Here is a 15,164-nt window from a genome sequence, read left to right as displayed (position 1 = left end):
CGCGAGGAGCGTGACTATTACAAGCCTAATGCCTAGGCGGGTGAGCATACCGGACCGCCGAAGACTGGCGTAGCTGTCAGGTGGCGGACACAAGGCAGGCAGAGCCCGGTCGACGTGACTTCGATCAGGGCAAGAGCAGAGGAACTTCAAATGCCGGTTACGCGACGGTCGTCCAGCCTTCCTCCCCGCCACGCGGCGCTGGTTGCGGTGCTGTGTTCCGCGGCGATCTGGACCGGCAGCCACGCGCAGGCCGCGGTGCAAGCGACGGAGGCGGCATCGAGCGCGTGCCCGACGCGTCAGCCCACCGCCACCCTTGCGACGCCGGAGCAGCTCGGCGCAGAGCGCGAGGCGTTGCGGATCCTGGCCGATCCGAAAGCCATTGCAGCCAAGGCCCGGTTCAAGGAGCGGCTCAATCAGGAGTCTCTCGCCAATGGCGTCGACGACAAATGGTTGAGCTATGCCGTGAACCAGTGGGCTACGTCGCTCGCTCTGCGCGAGGCAGGGCCGGACGCGGCGCGGCCCGCCGTGATCCGGGACATAGAACCCGCTCTTCACACGTGGCACGGCATCAGTTTTCCGGGAGCGGGCACCGCCGGCGATAGTCCCGACAACGTCTACCGCTTCACGGGTCTCGACGGGCGCTACAAGTACATCCTCACCGGCCACGTGGCGCCGGATAGCGTCCGGCACTACAGCCTCGATGTCCGTGCGGGATCGGTCCGTCACTCCCTCGGCATCCCGGCAGCAGGCAAGCGCGTGGACAGCGGAGTTCAGCTCGGAATGCTGGATGAGACGGCGATCAAAGTCGATCCATGCGGCAATTTCGAGATCGCGATCGACGGTGAGAGTGCACCCGGTCGCAGCAACCACATCCAGATCCCGGCAGGTCCGGCCTTCGGGATCCTGAGAAACATCTTCGACGACTGGCGCGAACGGCCGACGCACTTTTCCATCCGCCGCGTCGACAGCGAGCCTACGCCGCCGGCGCTGACCACCGCGGCGCGCGTCGACCAGTTCGTCGCCGATCTTGCCGAATGGTCGCTGCACAACTTCTACATCACCAAGACGCTGATGGGTAATCCACCCATCAACACCGTCCCGACACCCGCAGTCCGCGATGGCGGGTGGGGCCGCCTGACCATCACCAACTTCAAGCTGGCGGACGATGAGGCCCTTGTCGTCCAACTAGACCGGGCCGGCGCGCCCTACACCGGGGCGCAGGTGACAGGGCCCTACATGGTGTCTCCAGACCACAGCCTGCATCACAGCAGCCTCAACATCAGCCAGAGCAAGGCCGATGCCTCGGGCGTCGTCACGTATGTCCTGTCCGGCACCGATCCGCACGTCCCGAATTGGCTGGATACGACCGGGCTGCACCAAGGCACGGTCGTGTTTCGCTGGACCGGCGTTCCGACCTCAGTGCCATCGGAGAAGCTGGTCCGGAGCGTTCGGGTGGTCAAGCTGAATGCCGAGACCACGAAGACGCTGCAGGACCAACTCGGCGTCGTGACCGCGAAGGAACGACACCAGGAGATGACGCGGCGGCGGGCGGAGTATGTCGCAAGGTCGTTCAAGTAGCCGGACTGCAGTAAGCCCCGCTTAGGCCCAAGCCCCTTCATCGGATCACGCCTTCAGGGTGCCGACCTCTCAAGGTCGGCAGCCATGGCGCTGCCGACTTTCCAGAGTAGCGGGGCGGCGACGGCTGAGGCCATGAAGGCGATCATTAGAGCCCAGCGGATCGCCTGGACACCCATCGCGAAGTCATCGGTGAACCAGTCGCTCAACATGCCGGTGATCCAAGGCCCACAGCCCGCTCCGACCAGAGCTGGGATGACCAGCAGCACCGCGGATGTCAGCCCGCGGATGTTGGAGGAGACCATCGCCTGGGCAGCCGCATTGACCGTGGACACATACACCGAGCCGACGAGCATCCCGAGAAGACCAAAAGTCACCGCCGCCCCGTAGGAATGCGCGAACAGTTGCGCCCCGAGCAGTGGCAGGCAGCCCAGACTCGTCAGCGCGGGCCAGCGTCCGTACCATCGCACATCGCGGACGATCAGCCGGTCTTGGATCATGCCCCCGGCGAACGATCCCACGCTGGCACCAACACCGACGATCAGGGCAACGGTGATGGCGACGTGGGACAGGTCGAGCCCGTGCACGCGCGAATAGAACGGAGCGAGCCAGGCGATAGCCGTGGAATAGGTGAGACCTTGCAGCGAAGTGCCAAGCACCAGGTACCGGAACGCGTGATTGCGCCAGAGCAGGCCCAATCCTGCGACCAGGCCGACTTGCTGGGGCGCAACGCCGCCGGGCTCGAACCGGCCGCGACGAGGCTCCGGTTGCAGCAGCACCATGGGAAAGATCAGCAGTCCGGTAGCGCCGGTCAGCGCGAAGCTCGCTCGCCAGCCCAGATCCTGCCCGAAGAACCCGCCAGCGAAAAGCCCGATCATCATCCCGATCGGCAAGGCCAGCGCCCACAAGGCGAAAGCCTTGCCGCGCTTCTCGGGCGGGAAGTAATCGGCGATCAGCGAATGCGTGGCAGGCGTGGCCGCCGCTTCGCCCAGCGCCACACCGACCCGCAAGATGACGAGCGACGCGAAGCTGAAGGCCAGCGCCGACAGCGCTGTCATCGATGTCCAGAGCGCGAGAGCAACTCCGAGGATGAGGGTTCGCCGTCCGCGATCGACCAGGCGCGCGAGGGGAACCGCCGAGAAGGCATAGCAGATCGTGAACGCCAGACCGGTCAGCGCGCCGAGTTGTCCGTCCGAGAGGCCGAGCTCAGTCTTGATCGGGATCTGGAGGATCGACAGCAGCGATCGATCGAGAAAATTGAACAGCGCGACGAGGCACAGGACGAACAATGCCCAATGGGCTTGCCGCTCCGACACATCTTTCGGCTGGATCACCTCTCCCGGGACTTTGCCTCGGCTGAACGCGGCAGTGGGACTCGCACTGGCTTCTCTACCTGTCATGTGCGCTGCCGACCCGCAGCTCAGTCAGTCGCGACCTGGAGAACTGAACGAAAGTCTCGGTCGCCGCGTCCCATCGGTCGGTTCCGACCGGTAGCTGAGAAGCGCGCTGCGGATACCGCCCAAGGCGCGGTGCGTCTAAAAAAGCCATAGTCTCCCAACATCTTATCGGATCAATCGACGCAAAGCCGGAGATCGCGGGGCACTGTTCCCGCAGAGACCTGGCATGTACATCCCTCGGTGGACGGATCGGCTCAGTCCTCCTCGGCTATTACATGTGTACTACTCGATCATCCCTGTTTGAAGCTTTCGTTCATCCGAGACTGAAAGCATCTTTCAGCTTTAGATGATGCGCCGGTTCTGGACGCAGGCGGATTGCGAGTAGCTAACCGGCGCGGCGACCCATGGCACCCAGAAAAGAGAGGAAGGGAAGGGCATGACCCAACAGGCGCGAGAGTTCGGACCGCAGAGCACGGCGGCCGAGGTGATCGACGGCATTGATCTGCGTGGCAAATTCGCGATCGTCACTGGCGGCGCTGCCGGCCTTGGCCTCGAAACGGTGCGGGCGCTCGCTGGCGCCGGCGCTCATGTCACCATAGCCGCGCGCAATCTCCCCGCCGCGAAGCAAGCCGCAGACTCGCTGAACCGCGAGATCGGCGAGGACCGCATCGACGCAGGGCGCATCGATTTGGGCGACCTTGCCAGCGTGCGTGCCTTTGCGGCCGAATGGGGCGACAAGCCGCTCCACATCCTCGTCAACAACGCAGGCATCATGGCATGTCCGCTAGAGCGCACGGTCGATGGGTTCGAGATGCAGCTGGGGACAAATCACCTGGGCCACTTCCTGCTCACCAACCTGCTCTTGCCGGCGCTGATCGCCGCGTACGGCGCGCGTGTCGTCAGCCTTACCTCGGTCGGCCACAAGCGGGGTGCCATCGACCTCGAAGATCCCAACTTTGAAGAGCGGCCCTACGAGCCCTTCCTCGCCTATGGCCAATCGAAGACGGCCAATGCCCTGTTCGCGGTCGAACTCGATCGCCGTTATCGGGATGCCGGCATCCGCGCTTTCGCCGTAATGCCCGGCTTCATCGAAACCGACTTGGCGCGCCATATGACGCCCGAGTACCGGGAAAAGATGGGGCTCAACAACAATGAGCGCACCCCGTTCCAGTTCAAGTCGATCCCGGCGGGAGCGGCCACTTCGGTCTGGGCTGCAAGCGCGCCCGAGCTGGACGACCAAGGCGGCCTCTATCTCGAAGACTGCGCGGTCGCCAAACCGCACAGCGAGGAGAAGCGGCCGGGCAAGGGCGTGATGCCTCATGCGCTCGATGCGTCAGATGCGCAGCGCCTCTGGACAGTCTCGGCCGAAATGGTCGGCCTCGACGAGGCTGTCGCATGAACCCGATGTACATCGTGCTGATCACGTACATCCGGCCGATCGAAGAAGTCGACGCCCGCTTGCGAGATCATGCAACCTGGGTGCGCGAAGGTCTGGCGGACGGCGTATTTGTCGCCTGCGGGCGCGAGCCGTCTCGCACTGGAGGAGTTATCGTCGCGCGAGGCGAGAGCCGGCCTGACTTGGAGGCACGTCTCACCCGCGATCCCTTTCAGATGTACGGTCTCGCCACCAACAAAATCGTGCCCTTCGAAGCGACCATCGCCATCGACAGCCTGCAAGCTAATGGCTGAGCCGGTGGCGCCCCTGCCTATTCGGCAAACTTCGCGGGCCGCTTTTCAAGGAAGGCACTGATGCCCTCCCTGGCATTGAACGTGCGCCCGATCGCGCTCTGGGTCACCGTCTCGTGTTCGAGACTTCGATCCCAGGTGTCGTCCAGCGCCGCCCATGCGAGTTGGCGGATCGCTGCCAGCGACTCCCGTGGGCCCGCTGCCAAGGTCCGCGCAATCTCGATCGCGACGGTCTCCACGTCCGCATCGGGCACCACGCGGCTGACCAGGCCCCAACCGAGCGCCTTGGGTGCCGGCAGCCGCTCGCCCAGCAGCATCATCTGCATCGCGCGCACGCGCCCGATCGTGCGCACCAGCATATGGAAGGCGCCGCAATCGGGAATGAGCCCGATGCGCACAAACACCTGCTGGAAATAGGCACCCTCGCCTGCCACGATGATGTCGCCTGCCAGCGCCAGCGAGCTTCCACCGCCAGCACAGGCACCACGCACCGCATGGATGCACGGGATTGGCATCGCGCGGATCTGGTCGATTAACGGGTTCAGATGCGTTCTCAGGAACAGGCCGAGATCTTCGGGGATATCCGTCGAGAGACGCGCACCTGCGCAGAAGGACGGACCCGCTCCCGTCAGCACGACTGCACGATACGAGTCCGCCGCCACGCGCAAAGCGTCGCTCAACTCTTCGACAGAGGCTTCACTCAGTGCGTTGAGAACCGCGGGTTCGTTCATCCGGATCAAAAGGACCGGGCCAAGGTTCTCGAGGATCAGCGTCTGATAGCTCATTTGAATTCACCCACATTACGGTGCACGCCCTCGATCCCCGCCTGCCGGCTTGTTCTCGGGCCGCACATAGATGACAACGTAGCGGCGCGTTACGCCGGACGACGCAAGCTAGGGGTCCAGCTTTGCGAGAGCGGCGCCGGGCGAGAACCTGTCGCACCGCACGTCGCTCAAGATCATTGCACCGCTTCGGCGTCGACCTTCGCCGAGGAGTTTTCGAAGCGCCGCAGGTGATACTCGGTGCTGCCGAGTTCCTGGGCAATCTCGGTCAGCCGAGCGAACATGTCAGCCACCGGCAGTTCGCGCGTGATGCCCATGCCGCCATGGATCTGAACTGCGGATTCCCCCACGACCTTCGATGCCTGATCGACCGCGACCTTTGCAGCGGAGATCGCCTTGGCACGCTCGTCCTCGGGTTCATCCAGGAACAGGCACGCCATCATCGCCATCGATGCGGTTTCCTCCACCTTGATGTACATGTCGGCCATGCGGTGCTGCAGCACCTGGAAGTCGGCGATCGGGCGCCCGAACTGCTTGCGCTGCTTGGAGTAGTCCACCGTCGCGACGAGCAAGCTGCGCTGGATACCGAGCGCCTCGGCACAGAGTGCCGCAACGCCGCGATCCAGCGCCAGGGCTATGTCGCGAGCGCCGAGGCTCAAGGACGGGACATCCTGGAACGTCAGGTTGGCCATCGACTTGCCGCTGACGAGCGCATGGTGCTCGACCGCAAGGCCCGGCGCATCCGCCGGCACGACATAGACCCCGGTCTCGCCGGCAGCGTCGACTGCCGTCACCAGGAAGTGGGTGGCTGCCGAAGCGCCGCGCACGAAGTCCTTCGGACCGGACAATCGCCCCTGAGCATCGACCTTGAGGCCGCCCTTCACGCGGCCATAACCCGCCAGACCGTCATCGATGGCTGGTATCACGATGGCCTCGCCGGAAAGAACTGTCTCGAGCAGCGCGTCGGCTTCTTCGCCTGCTCCAGCGAGCAGCGACGGCGCGATCACGATCGCTTCCAACCACGGTTCCAACGCGAGAACCCTGCCGAGCTCCTCCATCACGATCATCGTCTCGAGCGCGCCGCCACCGATCCCGCCCTGCTCCTCGGGCAGAGCGGCGCCGAGAATGCCCAACTGGGTTGCAAAGGCACTCCAGATCTCCGGCCGCCAGCGAGGCATGGTCGCAGCCGCGGCGCGCCTCGCATTGAAGTCGTAGTGATCTGCAAGGAACGCCGAAAGGCTGTCACGCAGCAGGATCTGTTCGTCGTTGAAGGCCAAGTCCATAGTTTTGATACCGTTCAGAGGCCGAGCGCGTGCTTGGCGATGATCGTGCGCTGGATCTCGTTGGATCCACCGTAGATCGAGACCTTACGCGTGTTGAGGTAGCGGTCGGCGGCGCGTCGTGCTTCGATCGGCCCGAGCTCGGGCGCATTGTCGCCGAAAACCAGATCTTCGTAAGCGATATGACCGTAAGGGCCGGCAGCCTCCAGCATCAGGCTCGTCACCTGCTGCTGGATTTCGGTGCCGCGCGTCTTGAGCATGCTCATCAATGGTCCGGGATCGCGGCCGGCGTTCATCTCCGAGAGCCCGCGCAGCTCCGTATATTCCAGGGTCATGAGCGCGATCTCGGCTTCGGTGATCTTGCGGCGGAACGCAGGCACGTCGAACAGACGCTCGCCTGTCTCGGTCACCTGCTCCTTGGCAAGCGCGATCACGCTGCGAAGCGAGTTCTTTGACCGCGCCACTTCGGTCAGGTTCGACCGCTCGTGCTCGAGCAGATACTTGGCGCAGGTCCAGCCCTTGTTCTCATCGTGGATGCGATTGTCGACGGGAACAATCACGTCCTCGAACCAGACCTCGTTGACCTCGCGCTCGCCGCCGAGCGTGTCGATCGCGCGCACGGTGATGCCGCGGCTGCGCATGTCGATCAGCAGGAAGCTGATGCCTTGCTGCGGCTTGGCCGAGAAATCGGTGCGCACGAGGCAGAAGATCCAGTCGGCATGCTGCGCAAACGTCGTCCATGTCTTCTGACCATTGACGCGATAGTACTCCTTTCCGTCTTCGCCGGTGAAGCGCTCCGCACGGGTTCGAACACTCGCCAGGTCGGAGCCGGCGCCGGGCTCGCTGTAACCCTGGCACCACCAGAGCTCGGCGTTGACGATCGGTGGCAAGAAGCGCTCGCGCTGCTCGGGCGTGCCGAACTTCTGGATCACCGGCCCGCACATCACGACGCCCATGGAGAACGGAGCAACCGCGCCGATACGCCCGAGCTCCTCCTTGAAGATGTGCCGTTGGCTGAGGCTCCAGCCCTGGCCGCCGAACTCCTCGGGCCAACCGCCCGCGAGCCAGCCCTTGCGCGCGAGAATGCGCTGCCAGTTCATCTGATCCTCGCGGTCCAACTCCTCGCCACGCTCGGTCTTGATCCGCAGCGCCTTTGGGTACTCGGCGGCGAGGAACGCCCGCACCTCGTCACGGAACGCGAGTTCATCGGCGGAAATTTCTAGGTTCATGCCGTCGTCACCTCAGACTTGTTCGAAGGGTATGCACGTGCCGTCGGGGGAGATGCGCGAATAACCGATCCTCGGCAGAGTTCGTCGGAGAATGTGGAAGCACTCTTCGCATGGCAGGATCGAGACACTTTGATTATCGACCCGCTGATGCAACAGTGGGCTGAACGATGAACGGTATCCTCCACCTCCCTCTCTAAACCGCTTGACGGAGCCAATCTGCGCGGTCGTCGCTCATCGACGTCTTGCATATTGCGCCTTTAAGTGGCGAATTTCTTGCATCTCCGCCAGATGCCGGCGTCCGACAGGTTGCTTTGGCGTTTCAGATTACAACAGTGATGACAAGGGTTCCGCCATCGCCAAGCAGTGATCATGCTTGGTCTGGTTCGGCCTGCCGGCCGCCGCACAGAGCCTTGCGCTGTACGGGTGCTAGAACTTGCTCCACCGCTATCACGCGAACAACGAAACGCGCATGCGGACAGCGGCCGTCAATTGATGCATCCATGACCGACGGCGCTGTTTTTGCGTTATCATTAGCCGCTCGTTTAAGGCGGCAGGCTGTGACGGGCTGGGAGTAGGGCCGAGTGGCCCACCGCTCACTCCGCCAGAGCGGCCACTTCCGCCAGCACGCGCTCGGCATGCTCCTTCCGGCAGATCAGCAGGTCCGGCATATAGACGTCCTGCTGGTTGTACACCAGCGGCGAGCCGTCGATCCGCGAGGCGTGCAGCCCCCAGCCGAGCGCGACTGCGACCGGCGCGCAGCTGTCCCACTCGTATTGCCCGCCTGAGTGGAGGTAGATGTCGGCCTCGCCGCGCAGGATCGCCATGGCCTTGGCACCAGCCGAACCCATCGGCACCAGCTCCGCGCCGAGCTTGGCCGCCACTTCGGTCGCCTCGCGGGCGGGACGCGTGCGGCTGACCACCATGCGCAAGGTCTCGGGCGCGGCGGGCACCTCGCCCGGCTGGTCGGAACGCAGCACTTCGTCCAGGCCCGGTAGCGCCACGGCGCCGAGCACCGGCTGGCCGTCCACCGCCATGCCGACATGCACCGCCCAGTCGGCACGCTCCTCGCCATACTCGCGGGTGCCGTCGACCGGATCGACGATCCACACGCGGCTCTGCGCCAGGCGCTCGGCGTTGTCCTTTTCCTCTTCGGAGAGCAGGCCATCGTCGGGCCGCTGCTCGCGCAGGGCGTGGACCAGGAACTGGTTGGCGGTCTGGTCACCCGCCTTGCCCAGCGCCTTGCCCCCGAACACGCCAGAGGCACGGACCTGCAGCAGGATCTTGCCCGCCTGGTCGGCGAGGTGCGCGGCGAGATCGCCGTCGTTTTCAATCGGCATCAAGCGTCTCCGAGCAGTCGGTCAATGATCAGGTCGGCGGCCTGCTCCGCCGTGATCGCCTGGGTATCGATGCGGATCTCCGGGTTGCGCGGCGCTTCGTACGGACTGTCGATGCCGGTGAAGTTCTTCAGCTCGCCCGAGCGCGCCTTCTTGTAGAGGCCCTTGACGTCCCGGCTCTCGGCCACACGCAGCGGGGTGTCGATGAACACCTCGATGAACTCGCCTTCGGGCAGCATCGAGCGCACCATGTCGCGCTCGGCCTGGAAGGGCGAGATGAACGCGGTGATCACGATCAGCCCGGAGTCGGTCATCAGCTTGGCGACTTCGCCGACGCGGCGGATGTTCTCGATGCGGTCGGCCTCGGTGAAGCCCAGGTCCTTGTTGAGGCCGTGACGCACGTTGTCGCCATCGAGCAGGAAGGTGTGCCGGTTCATGCGGTACAGCTTCTTCTCGACCAGGTTGGCGATGGTCGACTTGCCCGAGCCCGACAGACCCGTGAACCACAGCAGCGCGGGCTTCTGGTTCTTGAGATCGGCGCGCTGCTTGCGGCCGATATCGGTCGCCTGCCAGTGCACGTTCTGCGAGCGGCGCAGCGAGAAGTTGATCATGCCCGCCGCGACCGTGGCGTTGGTCATCTTGTCGATCAGGATGAAGCCGCCGAGCGTGCGGTTGTCCGCATAGGGCTCGAACACCACGGCCTTGTCGGTCGTCAGCTCGGCGACGCCAATGGCGTTCAGCTCCAGCGTCTTGGCCGCCATGTGCTCCATGGTGTTCACGTTGACGGTGTACTTGGGCTCCTGCACCGTGGCCGAGACTTGCTGCGTTCCGAGCTTCAGCCAATAAGCGCGGCCTGGCACCATCGCCTCGTCCGCCATCCACACGAAGGTCGCCTCGAACTGGTCGGCGGTCTGCGGCGGGTTGTCGGCGGTCGCGATTACCGAACCGCGCGAGCAGTCGATCTCGTCGTCGAACGTCACGGTGACCGACTGGCCGGCGACCGCTTCGTCGAGATCGCCATCGAAGGTCACGACCTTGCCGATCGTGCTGGTCTTGCCCGAGGGCAGGACGCGGATCTTGTCGCCCGGCTTCACCGAGCCAGTGGCGATGAGGCCCGAGAAGCCGCGGAAGTCGAGGTTAGGCCGGTTGACCCACTGCACCGGCAGGCGGAACGGCTTGTCGGCATCGACCGAGCTGAGGACTTCCACCGTCTCCAGGTGCTCGACAAGCGTCGGCCCCTTGTACCACGGCGTCTTGTCCGACAGCGTTGTGATGTTGTCGCCCTTGAAGCCCGAAATCGGCAGCGCAGTGAAGCTCTCGATCCCGATCGAGTGCGCGAACTCGGTATAGTCCTTCACGATCGCGTCGAACACGGCCGGATCGTAATCGACCAGGTNGAAGTAGTTGGCGCACTCGGCGGGCTTGAAGAGGTCGACGAGCCTGCCGATGAGATCCCACAGGCCAGAGACGGATCGCTCACCGGCTTTTCGCAACATGGCCTTGAGGCGGGCAAAGGCTTTCTCGATCGGGTTGAAGTCGGGGCTGTAGGGCGGGAGGAAGCGAAGGGTTGCGCCTGCAGCCTCGATAAGTACCTGGACCGATGCGCGCTTGTGGCTCGACAGGTTATCCATGATGATGACGTCGCCCGGCCGCAGTTCTGGGACGAGGACTTGGGCAACGTAGGCTTCAAACCAGTCGCCGTTGATCGGCCCGTCGAGAACCATTGGCGCGATCATACCGGTCATGCGTAGGCCAGCGACCAAGGTAGTGGTCTTGCGGTGACCGTGCGGGAAGCCCATCCGCAGCCGCTCGCCTTTCGCGCAGCGGCCGTGGCTGCGGGTCATGTTGGTGGCGGTCCACGTCTCGTCGATGAACACGAGGCGTTCCGGGGCCAGATCGAGCTGGCCGTCGAACCAATGCTGGCGCTGCGTCAGGACGTCGGGGCGGTCCTGCTCGATCGCGTGCCCGGTCTTTTTTTCCACGTTATCGCGTGACGCACGAAGAAGCGATGCAGCGTGCCAATGCCGACCGACACGCACCGCTCGACGAGCCGTGCCTGGATCTCAACCAAGGTCATATCACCCTGCTCGGCAACCAACTCCCGGATGAAGCCGCCATGCGCCTCGATCCTGCCGGAATGCCGGTCTCCTCCGCGCGGCTTTGCGACCGCCTGGCCATGCTGAAGGGCAAGTTGCCGCCAGGGATCGCGCTCGACGCGCTGACACCAAAGCGATCGGCCGCCGCGCGGCAACTCAATCCGCCATCAATCACTGTGATGACCCTATCCCGAAGGTCCTGTGAAAGCGTACGCGCCATCCATGCTGGCCTCCTCCAACCAGCAGAAAGCGTGAATCACATCAGCACGGGCAAGGGGATCCCCAGCGATTCAGTTCGTGTGGAAACCGCTCTAAAACACGCCCCTCAGCAGAGACGGTTTCGCGGGATTTTCGGCCTGATAATGGGCCATTTTCCGGTAGCAGTTTGGGGTAGCAGATGCTCTCTGGGGACCGTTTTTTGGACGATCCCCCAGAGATTTCAAGCACTTGAGAAGTGCTGGTGCCCAGAAGAGGACTCGAACCTCCACGCCCTTGCGAGCGCCAGCACCTGAAGCTGGTGCGTCTACCAATTCCGCCATCTGGGCACGGGGTAGGAGGGCGCCGATACGGGGTGACTCGGGGGTTGTCAACGGCGATCGGGTGGGATCGATGCATTTGCAGGGCGCCTCGCCGGTTGCCGTGGGCGGGTGCTTATGCCAAGGGCGGCCAGAGTGACGGCGAGGTCGGCCGCGCGGGCTTGCGCGTGAGGCAACCGGTGCCGCTTAAAGGACTTATCTGGGCATGAGCGTCAACGCGAACGGTTCTCTCAGCGGCAGGGTCGTGACGGTACTGGGCGGCACCGGCTTTGTCGGCTGCCACCTGGCCCAGGAGCTGCTGTCGCGCGGCGCGCGGCTGCGGCTGGTCAGCCGTCACCCGCAGAAGGCCTGGCGCATCCGTCCGCTCGGTAACCTGGGGCAGATGCAGTCGGTGCCGCTGGACGTCACCCGCACGCAGGACCTGTCGCGCGTGTTCGCCGGCACGGATGTCGTCATCAACCTGATGGGCGCGTTCTCGGGCAATCTCGACGCGCTGCAGGGCAAGGGCGTGGGCCGCATCGCCGCTGCCGCGCGCGATGCCGGGGTCGGGCGGTTCATCCACGTCTCGGCAATCGGAGCCGGCGCGGGGTCCGCCGTGCCTTATGCCCGCACCAAGGGCGAGGGTGAGGCGGCGGTGCTGTCCGCCTTCCCGACCGCGACGATCGTGCGCCCGTCGATCCTGTTCGGCGATGATGACAACTTTGTGATGATGTTCGGGCGTCTGATTGCCAAAGCACCGGTGCTGCCGGTGTTCGGGCCGCAGGCGAAGATCCAGCCCTTGTTCGTCGATGATGCGGCCGAGGCGATCGCCAACGCCATCCTGTTGCCCGAAGCGCAAGGTCGCACCTACGAGATCGCCGGCCCGGAAATCATCACGATGCTGGAGCTGAACCAGCGCATCGCTGCCGCGCAGTGCCGCAAGCGCTCCTTCATCGAGCTGCCCGACGGGGTATCGGGCGCGATTGCTTCGGTGCCGCTTGCGCCGATCTCGCGCGATCAGTGGTCGCTGCTGAAGGCTGGGAACGTGGCCGATGCCTCGCAGCCCGGGCTTGCCGAGCTGGGCGTCATGCCGCGACCCCTGTCGCTGTTTCTGGAGCGCTGGATGGTGCAGTTCCGTAAGAACGGGCGCTTCAACGAAGGCAGCACGATGCCAGCCGAGGGTCCGAAGTTCTGAGCCTCTAAAGCCTCTTGTCTCCTTCCGTTCGTCAGAGCTGAGGAACGGACGGGACCTCAAGCGTCCACTTCGGCGTAGTGGCTGGGCGGCTGGATCACTTCCATCCGCTCGGACAGCAGGGGGCGGAAGCTCGGCCGGCTCTTGATCACCAGGTACCAGCCGCGCGCCGGCTCGTGCGTCGACCAATCGATCCCGCCCAGGTAGTCCGCTACCGAGATCTGCGCCGCCGCCGTCAGGTCGGCCAGCGTCATCGTCGCGCCGGCCAGCCAGGGTCGGTTGTCGATCAGGTAATCGATGTAGTCGAGCCAGTCGTGCGACAGCTTCATCGCCTCGCGCAGCATCCGGGCGTCGGGTGCCTGGCGCAGGATCAGCCGCTTCTTCATGCGCTCGTGCAGCAAGGGGCCGGACACGTCGTTGAAGAAGTTCTCGTCGAACATGGCAACGAGGCGCCGCACTTCGGCGCGCTGCTGGGCAGTGCCGCTGATCAGCTGGTTGTTCTCGACCGTCTCTTCCAGGTACTCGCAGATGGCGCGACTATCGGCGAGCGTGATGCCGCGCTCTTCGTCGTGGAGCACGGGCACCCGGCCCGCCGGGTTCATCGCGAAGAAACCGTCGCGACCCTCCCATGGCTTTTCGGTCTGGAGTTCGTAGGCGATGCCCTTCTCGCTCATCAGCAGCCGGACCTTGCGGCTGAACGGGCAGAGCGGGAACTGGTAGAGGTGCCACATGGGTTCCGCGATGCCAAAGCCTTGCACGAGCGTCCAGCACTGCAAGCCACGCCCGGCGGGCGACTGGTGGATAAGTCAACAATCCCGCAAAGCGAACGCATGTTCAGCCGAGCGAACTTGCGATTGACCCTGTTCGGGTGAGGCGACATGACACGCGAGCACAAGACGGGAGATCACGATGCTCAAGAGTTTGCGGTTCGGTTCGAACGACGTCGCCAAGTCCCGCGCGTTCTACGACGCGACGTTCGAGGCCCTGGGTGTCGGCCCTTCGGCGACGCCGGCCGAATACCCACTGGTGCTCTACAACCTGCCCGGCGGAGCCCGCTTCCTGTGTGGTCCTGCGCGCGACGGCGAGCCGGCGACGCACGCGAACGGCGGCACGGTGATCTTCGAGGCGCCGAGCCAGGATGCGGTGACCGCCTGGCACGCGGCGGGCCTTGCCAACGGCGGCAGCGACGAGGGCGTGCCCGAGCCCAAGCCGCAGGCACGCGGCGCTTACGGCGCCTACTTGCGCGATCCTGACGGCAACAAGATTGCCGCCTATCACGGGCTCAGCATGGGCTGATTCGCAAGGAGCGGGAGTGGCAGAGGCGGTCGAGGTCAAGGCAGACGGGAGCCGCCGGATTGTCGCGCGCGAGTGGGTGCCAGAGGTACCAGTCGCGCTGGAATTCAATGGCGTCGCCTATGCTGTAATGATGGCGACGCCGGCTGACCTCGAAGATTTTGCCACTGGATTTGCGATCTGCGAAGGCCTGGCGGATAGCGCTGCGCAGGTGGTCGACGTGGCCATGGCCGAAGTCGAGAACGGCTGGATCGTGCGAACGATGGTCGAAGGCCTCGGCGCCGAGAAGCTGGGTGAGCGGGTCCGCACGCGTGTCGCCGAATCAAGCTGCGGGTTGTGCGGGATTGAGAACCTGGAGGCGGTGGCGCGCGCCCTGCCCCCGATTGCGGCACATGAACCGATTGCAAGCGCGGCGATCTTCCGGGCCTTGGCTGCTTTGCGGGGTCGCCAGCCCATCGGCCGGGCGACCGGCGCTGCTCATGCCGCAGCGCATGCCGATGCCGATGGGACCCTGATCTGCGTGCGGGAGGATGTCGGGCGGCACAATGCGCTCGACAAGCTGATCGGGGCTCAAGCCCGCGCAGGCACGGCACTCTCGCCCGGGTTCCTGCTGTCGACGGCGCGATGCAGTTACGAGATCGTCGAGAAGGCGGTCAAGGCAGGGGCGACTTCGCTGGTCACCGTGTCGTTGCCGACCAGCATGGCCGTTGAGCGCGCGAGCGCCGCGGGGTTGAGCTTGTGGGTGCTGGCGCGCGACGACAGCGTGCTCTTGGTAGCTGACTGAG

At 64.6% G+C, this 15,164-nt stretch carries 13 protein-coding genes, 1 tRNA gene and 1 pseudogene; 6 read left to right on the top strand and 9 right to left on the bottom strand.

What is annotated here, in order from left to right; translation table 11 throughout:
- Window positions 1-150: 150 nt before the first annotated feature.
- Window positions 151-1,578 (top strand): hypothetical protein, encoded by a 1,428-nt coding sequence (locus tag GV044_RS04240; RefSeq protein WP_159865898.1) that lies wholly within the window; start codon window positions 151-153, stop codon window positions 1,576-1,578.
- Window positions 1,579-1,631: 53 nt separating this feature from the next.
- On the opposite strand, the gene GV044_RS04235 is transcribed toward GV044_RS04240, so the two are convergent.
- A complete protein-coding gene (locus GV044_RS04235; protein ID WP_159865895.1) occupies window positions 1,632-2,909 on the bottom strand; it encodes an MFS transporter in 1,278 nt (425 codons plus the stop codon).
- 499 nt (window positions 2,910-3,408) lie between these two features.
- Here GV044_RS04235 and GV044_RS04230 point away from each other — a divergent pair, with 499 nt between their 5' ends.
- Complete coding sequence (locus GV044_RS04230) at window positions 3,409-4,371, top strand: SDR family NAD(P)-dependent oxidoreductase (RefSeq protein WP_159865892.1); 963 nt, start codon at window positions 3,409-3,411, stop codon at window positions 4,369-4,371.
- Window positions 4,368-4,661, top strand: coding sequence for a YciI family protein (locus GV044_RS04225; protein WP_159865889.1), 294 nt, complete (start codon window positions 4,368-4,370; stop codon window positions 4,659-4,661). Before GV044_RS04230 ends, GV044_RS04225 begins: the two co-directional genes overlap by 4 nt.
- A gap of 17 nt (window positions 4,662-4,678) precedes the next feature.
- Here GV044_RS04225 and GV044_RS04220 read toward each other — a convergent pair whose 3' ends face one another.
- The 7 genes and pseudogenes from GV044_RS04220 to GV044_RS04190 form a co-directional block, all read right to left on the bottom strand.
- Window positions 4,679-5,443: an enoyl-CoA hydratase-related protein gene (locus tag GV044_RS04220; protein ID WP_159865886.1), complete on the bottom strand. Its 765-nt coding sequence runs from the start codon at window positions 5,441-5,443 to the stop codon at window positions 4,679-4,681.
- Between the two features lie 173 nt (window positions 5,444-5,616).
- Window positions 5,617-6,723 carry an acyl-CoA dehydrogenase family protein gene (locus GV044_RS04215; protein ID WP_159865883.1) on the bottom strand — a complete coding sequence of 369 codons (1,107 nt, stop codon included), beginning with the start codon at window positions 6,721-6,723 and terminating at the stop codon, window positions 5,617-5,619.
- Window positions 6,724-6,737: 14 nt separating this feature from the next.
- Window positions 6,738-7,949: an acyl-CoA dehydrogenase family protein gene (locus GV044_RS04210; protein ID WP_159865880.1), complete on the bottom strand. Its 1,212-nt coding sequence runs from the start codon at window positions 7,947-7,949 to the stop codon at window positions 6,738-6,740.
- A gap of 593 nt (window positions 7,950-8,542) precedes the next feature.
- The gene (locus GV044_RS04205; protein ID WP_159865877.1) at window positions 8,543-9,286 is read right to left on the bottom strand and encodes a 3'(2'),5'-bisphosphate nucleotidase CysQ; all 744 of its coding nucleotides are present in this window, start codon (window positions 9,284-9,286) and stop codon (window positions 8,543-8,545) included.
- Entirely contained in the window at window positions 9,286-10,641 is a 1,356-nt protein-coding gene (gene cysC / locus GV044_RS04200; RefSeq protein WP_371741606.1) for an adenylyl-sulfate kinase, read from the bottom strand. The genes GV044_RS04205 and cysC overlap by 1 nt, the downstream gene beginning before the upstream one ends.
- 39 nt (window positions 10,642-10,680) lie before the next feature.
- A pseudogene (locus GV044_RS04195) lies at window positions 10,681-11,599 on the bottom strand (IS630 family transposase); the annotation flags it as partial.
- Window positions 11,600-11,837: 238 nt separating this feature from the next.
- Window positions 11,838-11,924 (bottom strand) — tRNA-Leu (locus tag GV044_RS04190).
- Window positions 11,925-12,120: 196 nt separating this feature from the next.
- Here GV044_RS04190 and GV044_RS04185 point away from each other — a divergent pair.
- Window positions 12,121-13,089 carry a complex I NDUFA9 subunit family protein gene (locus tag GV044_RS04185; RefSeq protein ID WP_159865873.1) on the top strand — a complete coding sequence of 323 codons (969 nt, stop codon included), beginning with the start codon at window positions 12,121-12,123 and terminating at the stop codon, window positions 13,087-13,089.
- A 56-nt stretch (window positions 13,090-13,145) separates the two neighbouring features.
- Here the strand turns inward: GV044_RS04185 and GV044_RS04180 are convergent, their stop codons facing one another.
- Entirely contained in the window at window positions 13,146-13,817 is a 672-nt protein-coding gene (locus tag GV044_RS04180; protein WP_159865870.1) for a glutathione S-transferase family protein, read from the bottom strand.
- A 178-nt stretch (window positions 13,818-13,995) separates the two neighbouring features.
- On the opposite strand from GV044_RS04180, the gene GV044_RS04175 reads away from it, so the two are divergent.
- Both GV044_RS04175 and fdhD read left to right on the top strand, forming a co-directional pair.
- Window positions 13,996-14,382 (top strand): VOC family protein, encoded by a 387-nt coding sequence (locus tag GV044_RS04175; protein WP_159865867.1) that lies wholly within the window; start codon window positions 13,996-13,998, stop codon window positions 14,380-14,382.
- A gap of 16 nt (window positions 14,383-14,398) precedes the next feature.
- A complete protein-coding gene (gene fdhD / locus GV044_RS04170) occupies window positions 14,399-15,163 on the top strand; it encodes a formate dehydrogenase accessory sulfurtransferase FdhD (protein ID WP_159865864.1) in 765 nt (254 codons plus the stop codon).
- Window position 15,164 lies beyond the last annotated feature (1 nt).

The organism is Novosphingobium sp. 9U, assembly GCF_902506425.1.
In the GTDB taxonomy this organism is placed as follows: Bacteria; Pseudomonadota; Alphaproteobacteria; order Sphingomonadales; family Sphingomonadaceae; genus Novosphingobium.
Note: the sequence above shows the minus strand (reverse complement) of the source record. Positions and strands in the feature narration are given on the sequence as shown.

Bases quoted from the DNA above. Each gene is read 5' to 3' on its own strand.
- GV044_RS04230 (WP_159865892.1), top strand. From the start codon at position 3,409: ATGACCCAACAGGCGCGAGAGTTCGGACCGCAGAGCACGGCGGCCGAG.
- GV044_RS04175 (WP_159865867.1), top strand. From the start codon at position 13,996: ATGCTCAAGAGTTTGCGGTTCGGTTCGAACGACGTCGCCAAGTCCCGC.
- GV044_RS04205 (WP_159865877.1), bottom strand. From the start codon at position 9,286: ATGCCGATTGAAAACGACGGCGATCTCGCCGCGCACCTCGCCGACCAG.
- GV044_RS04210 (WP_159865880.1), bottom strand. From the start codon at position 7,949: ATGAACCTAGAAATTTCCGCCGATGAACTCGCGTTCCGTGACGAGGTG.
- GV044_RS04180 (WP_159865870.1), bottom strand. From the start codon at position 13,817: ATGTGGCACCTCTACCAGTTCCCGCTCTGCCCGTTCAGCCGCAAGGTC.
- GV044_RS04240 (WP_159865898.1), top strand. From the start codon at position 151: ATGCCGGTTACGCGACGGTCGTCCAGCCTTCCTCCCCGCCACGCGGCG.
- GV044_RS04215 (WP_159865883.1), bottom strand. From the start codon at position 6,723: ATGGACTTGGCCTTCAACGACGAACAGATCCTGCTGCGTGACAGCCTT.
- GV044_RS04185 (WP_159865873.1), top strand. From the start codon at position 12,121: ATGAGCGTCAACGCGAACGGTTCTCTCAGCGGCAGGGTCGTGACGGTA.
- GV044_RS04220 (WP_159865886.1), bottom strand. From the start codon at position 5,443: ATGAGCTATCAGACGCTGATCCTCGAGAACCTTGGCCCGGTCCTTTTG.
- GV044_RS04225 (WP_159865889.1), top strand. From the start codon at position 4,368: ATGAACCCGATGTACATCGTGCTGATCACGTACATCCGGCCGATCGAA.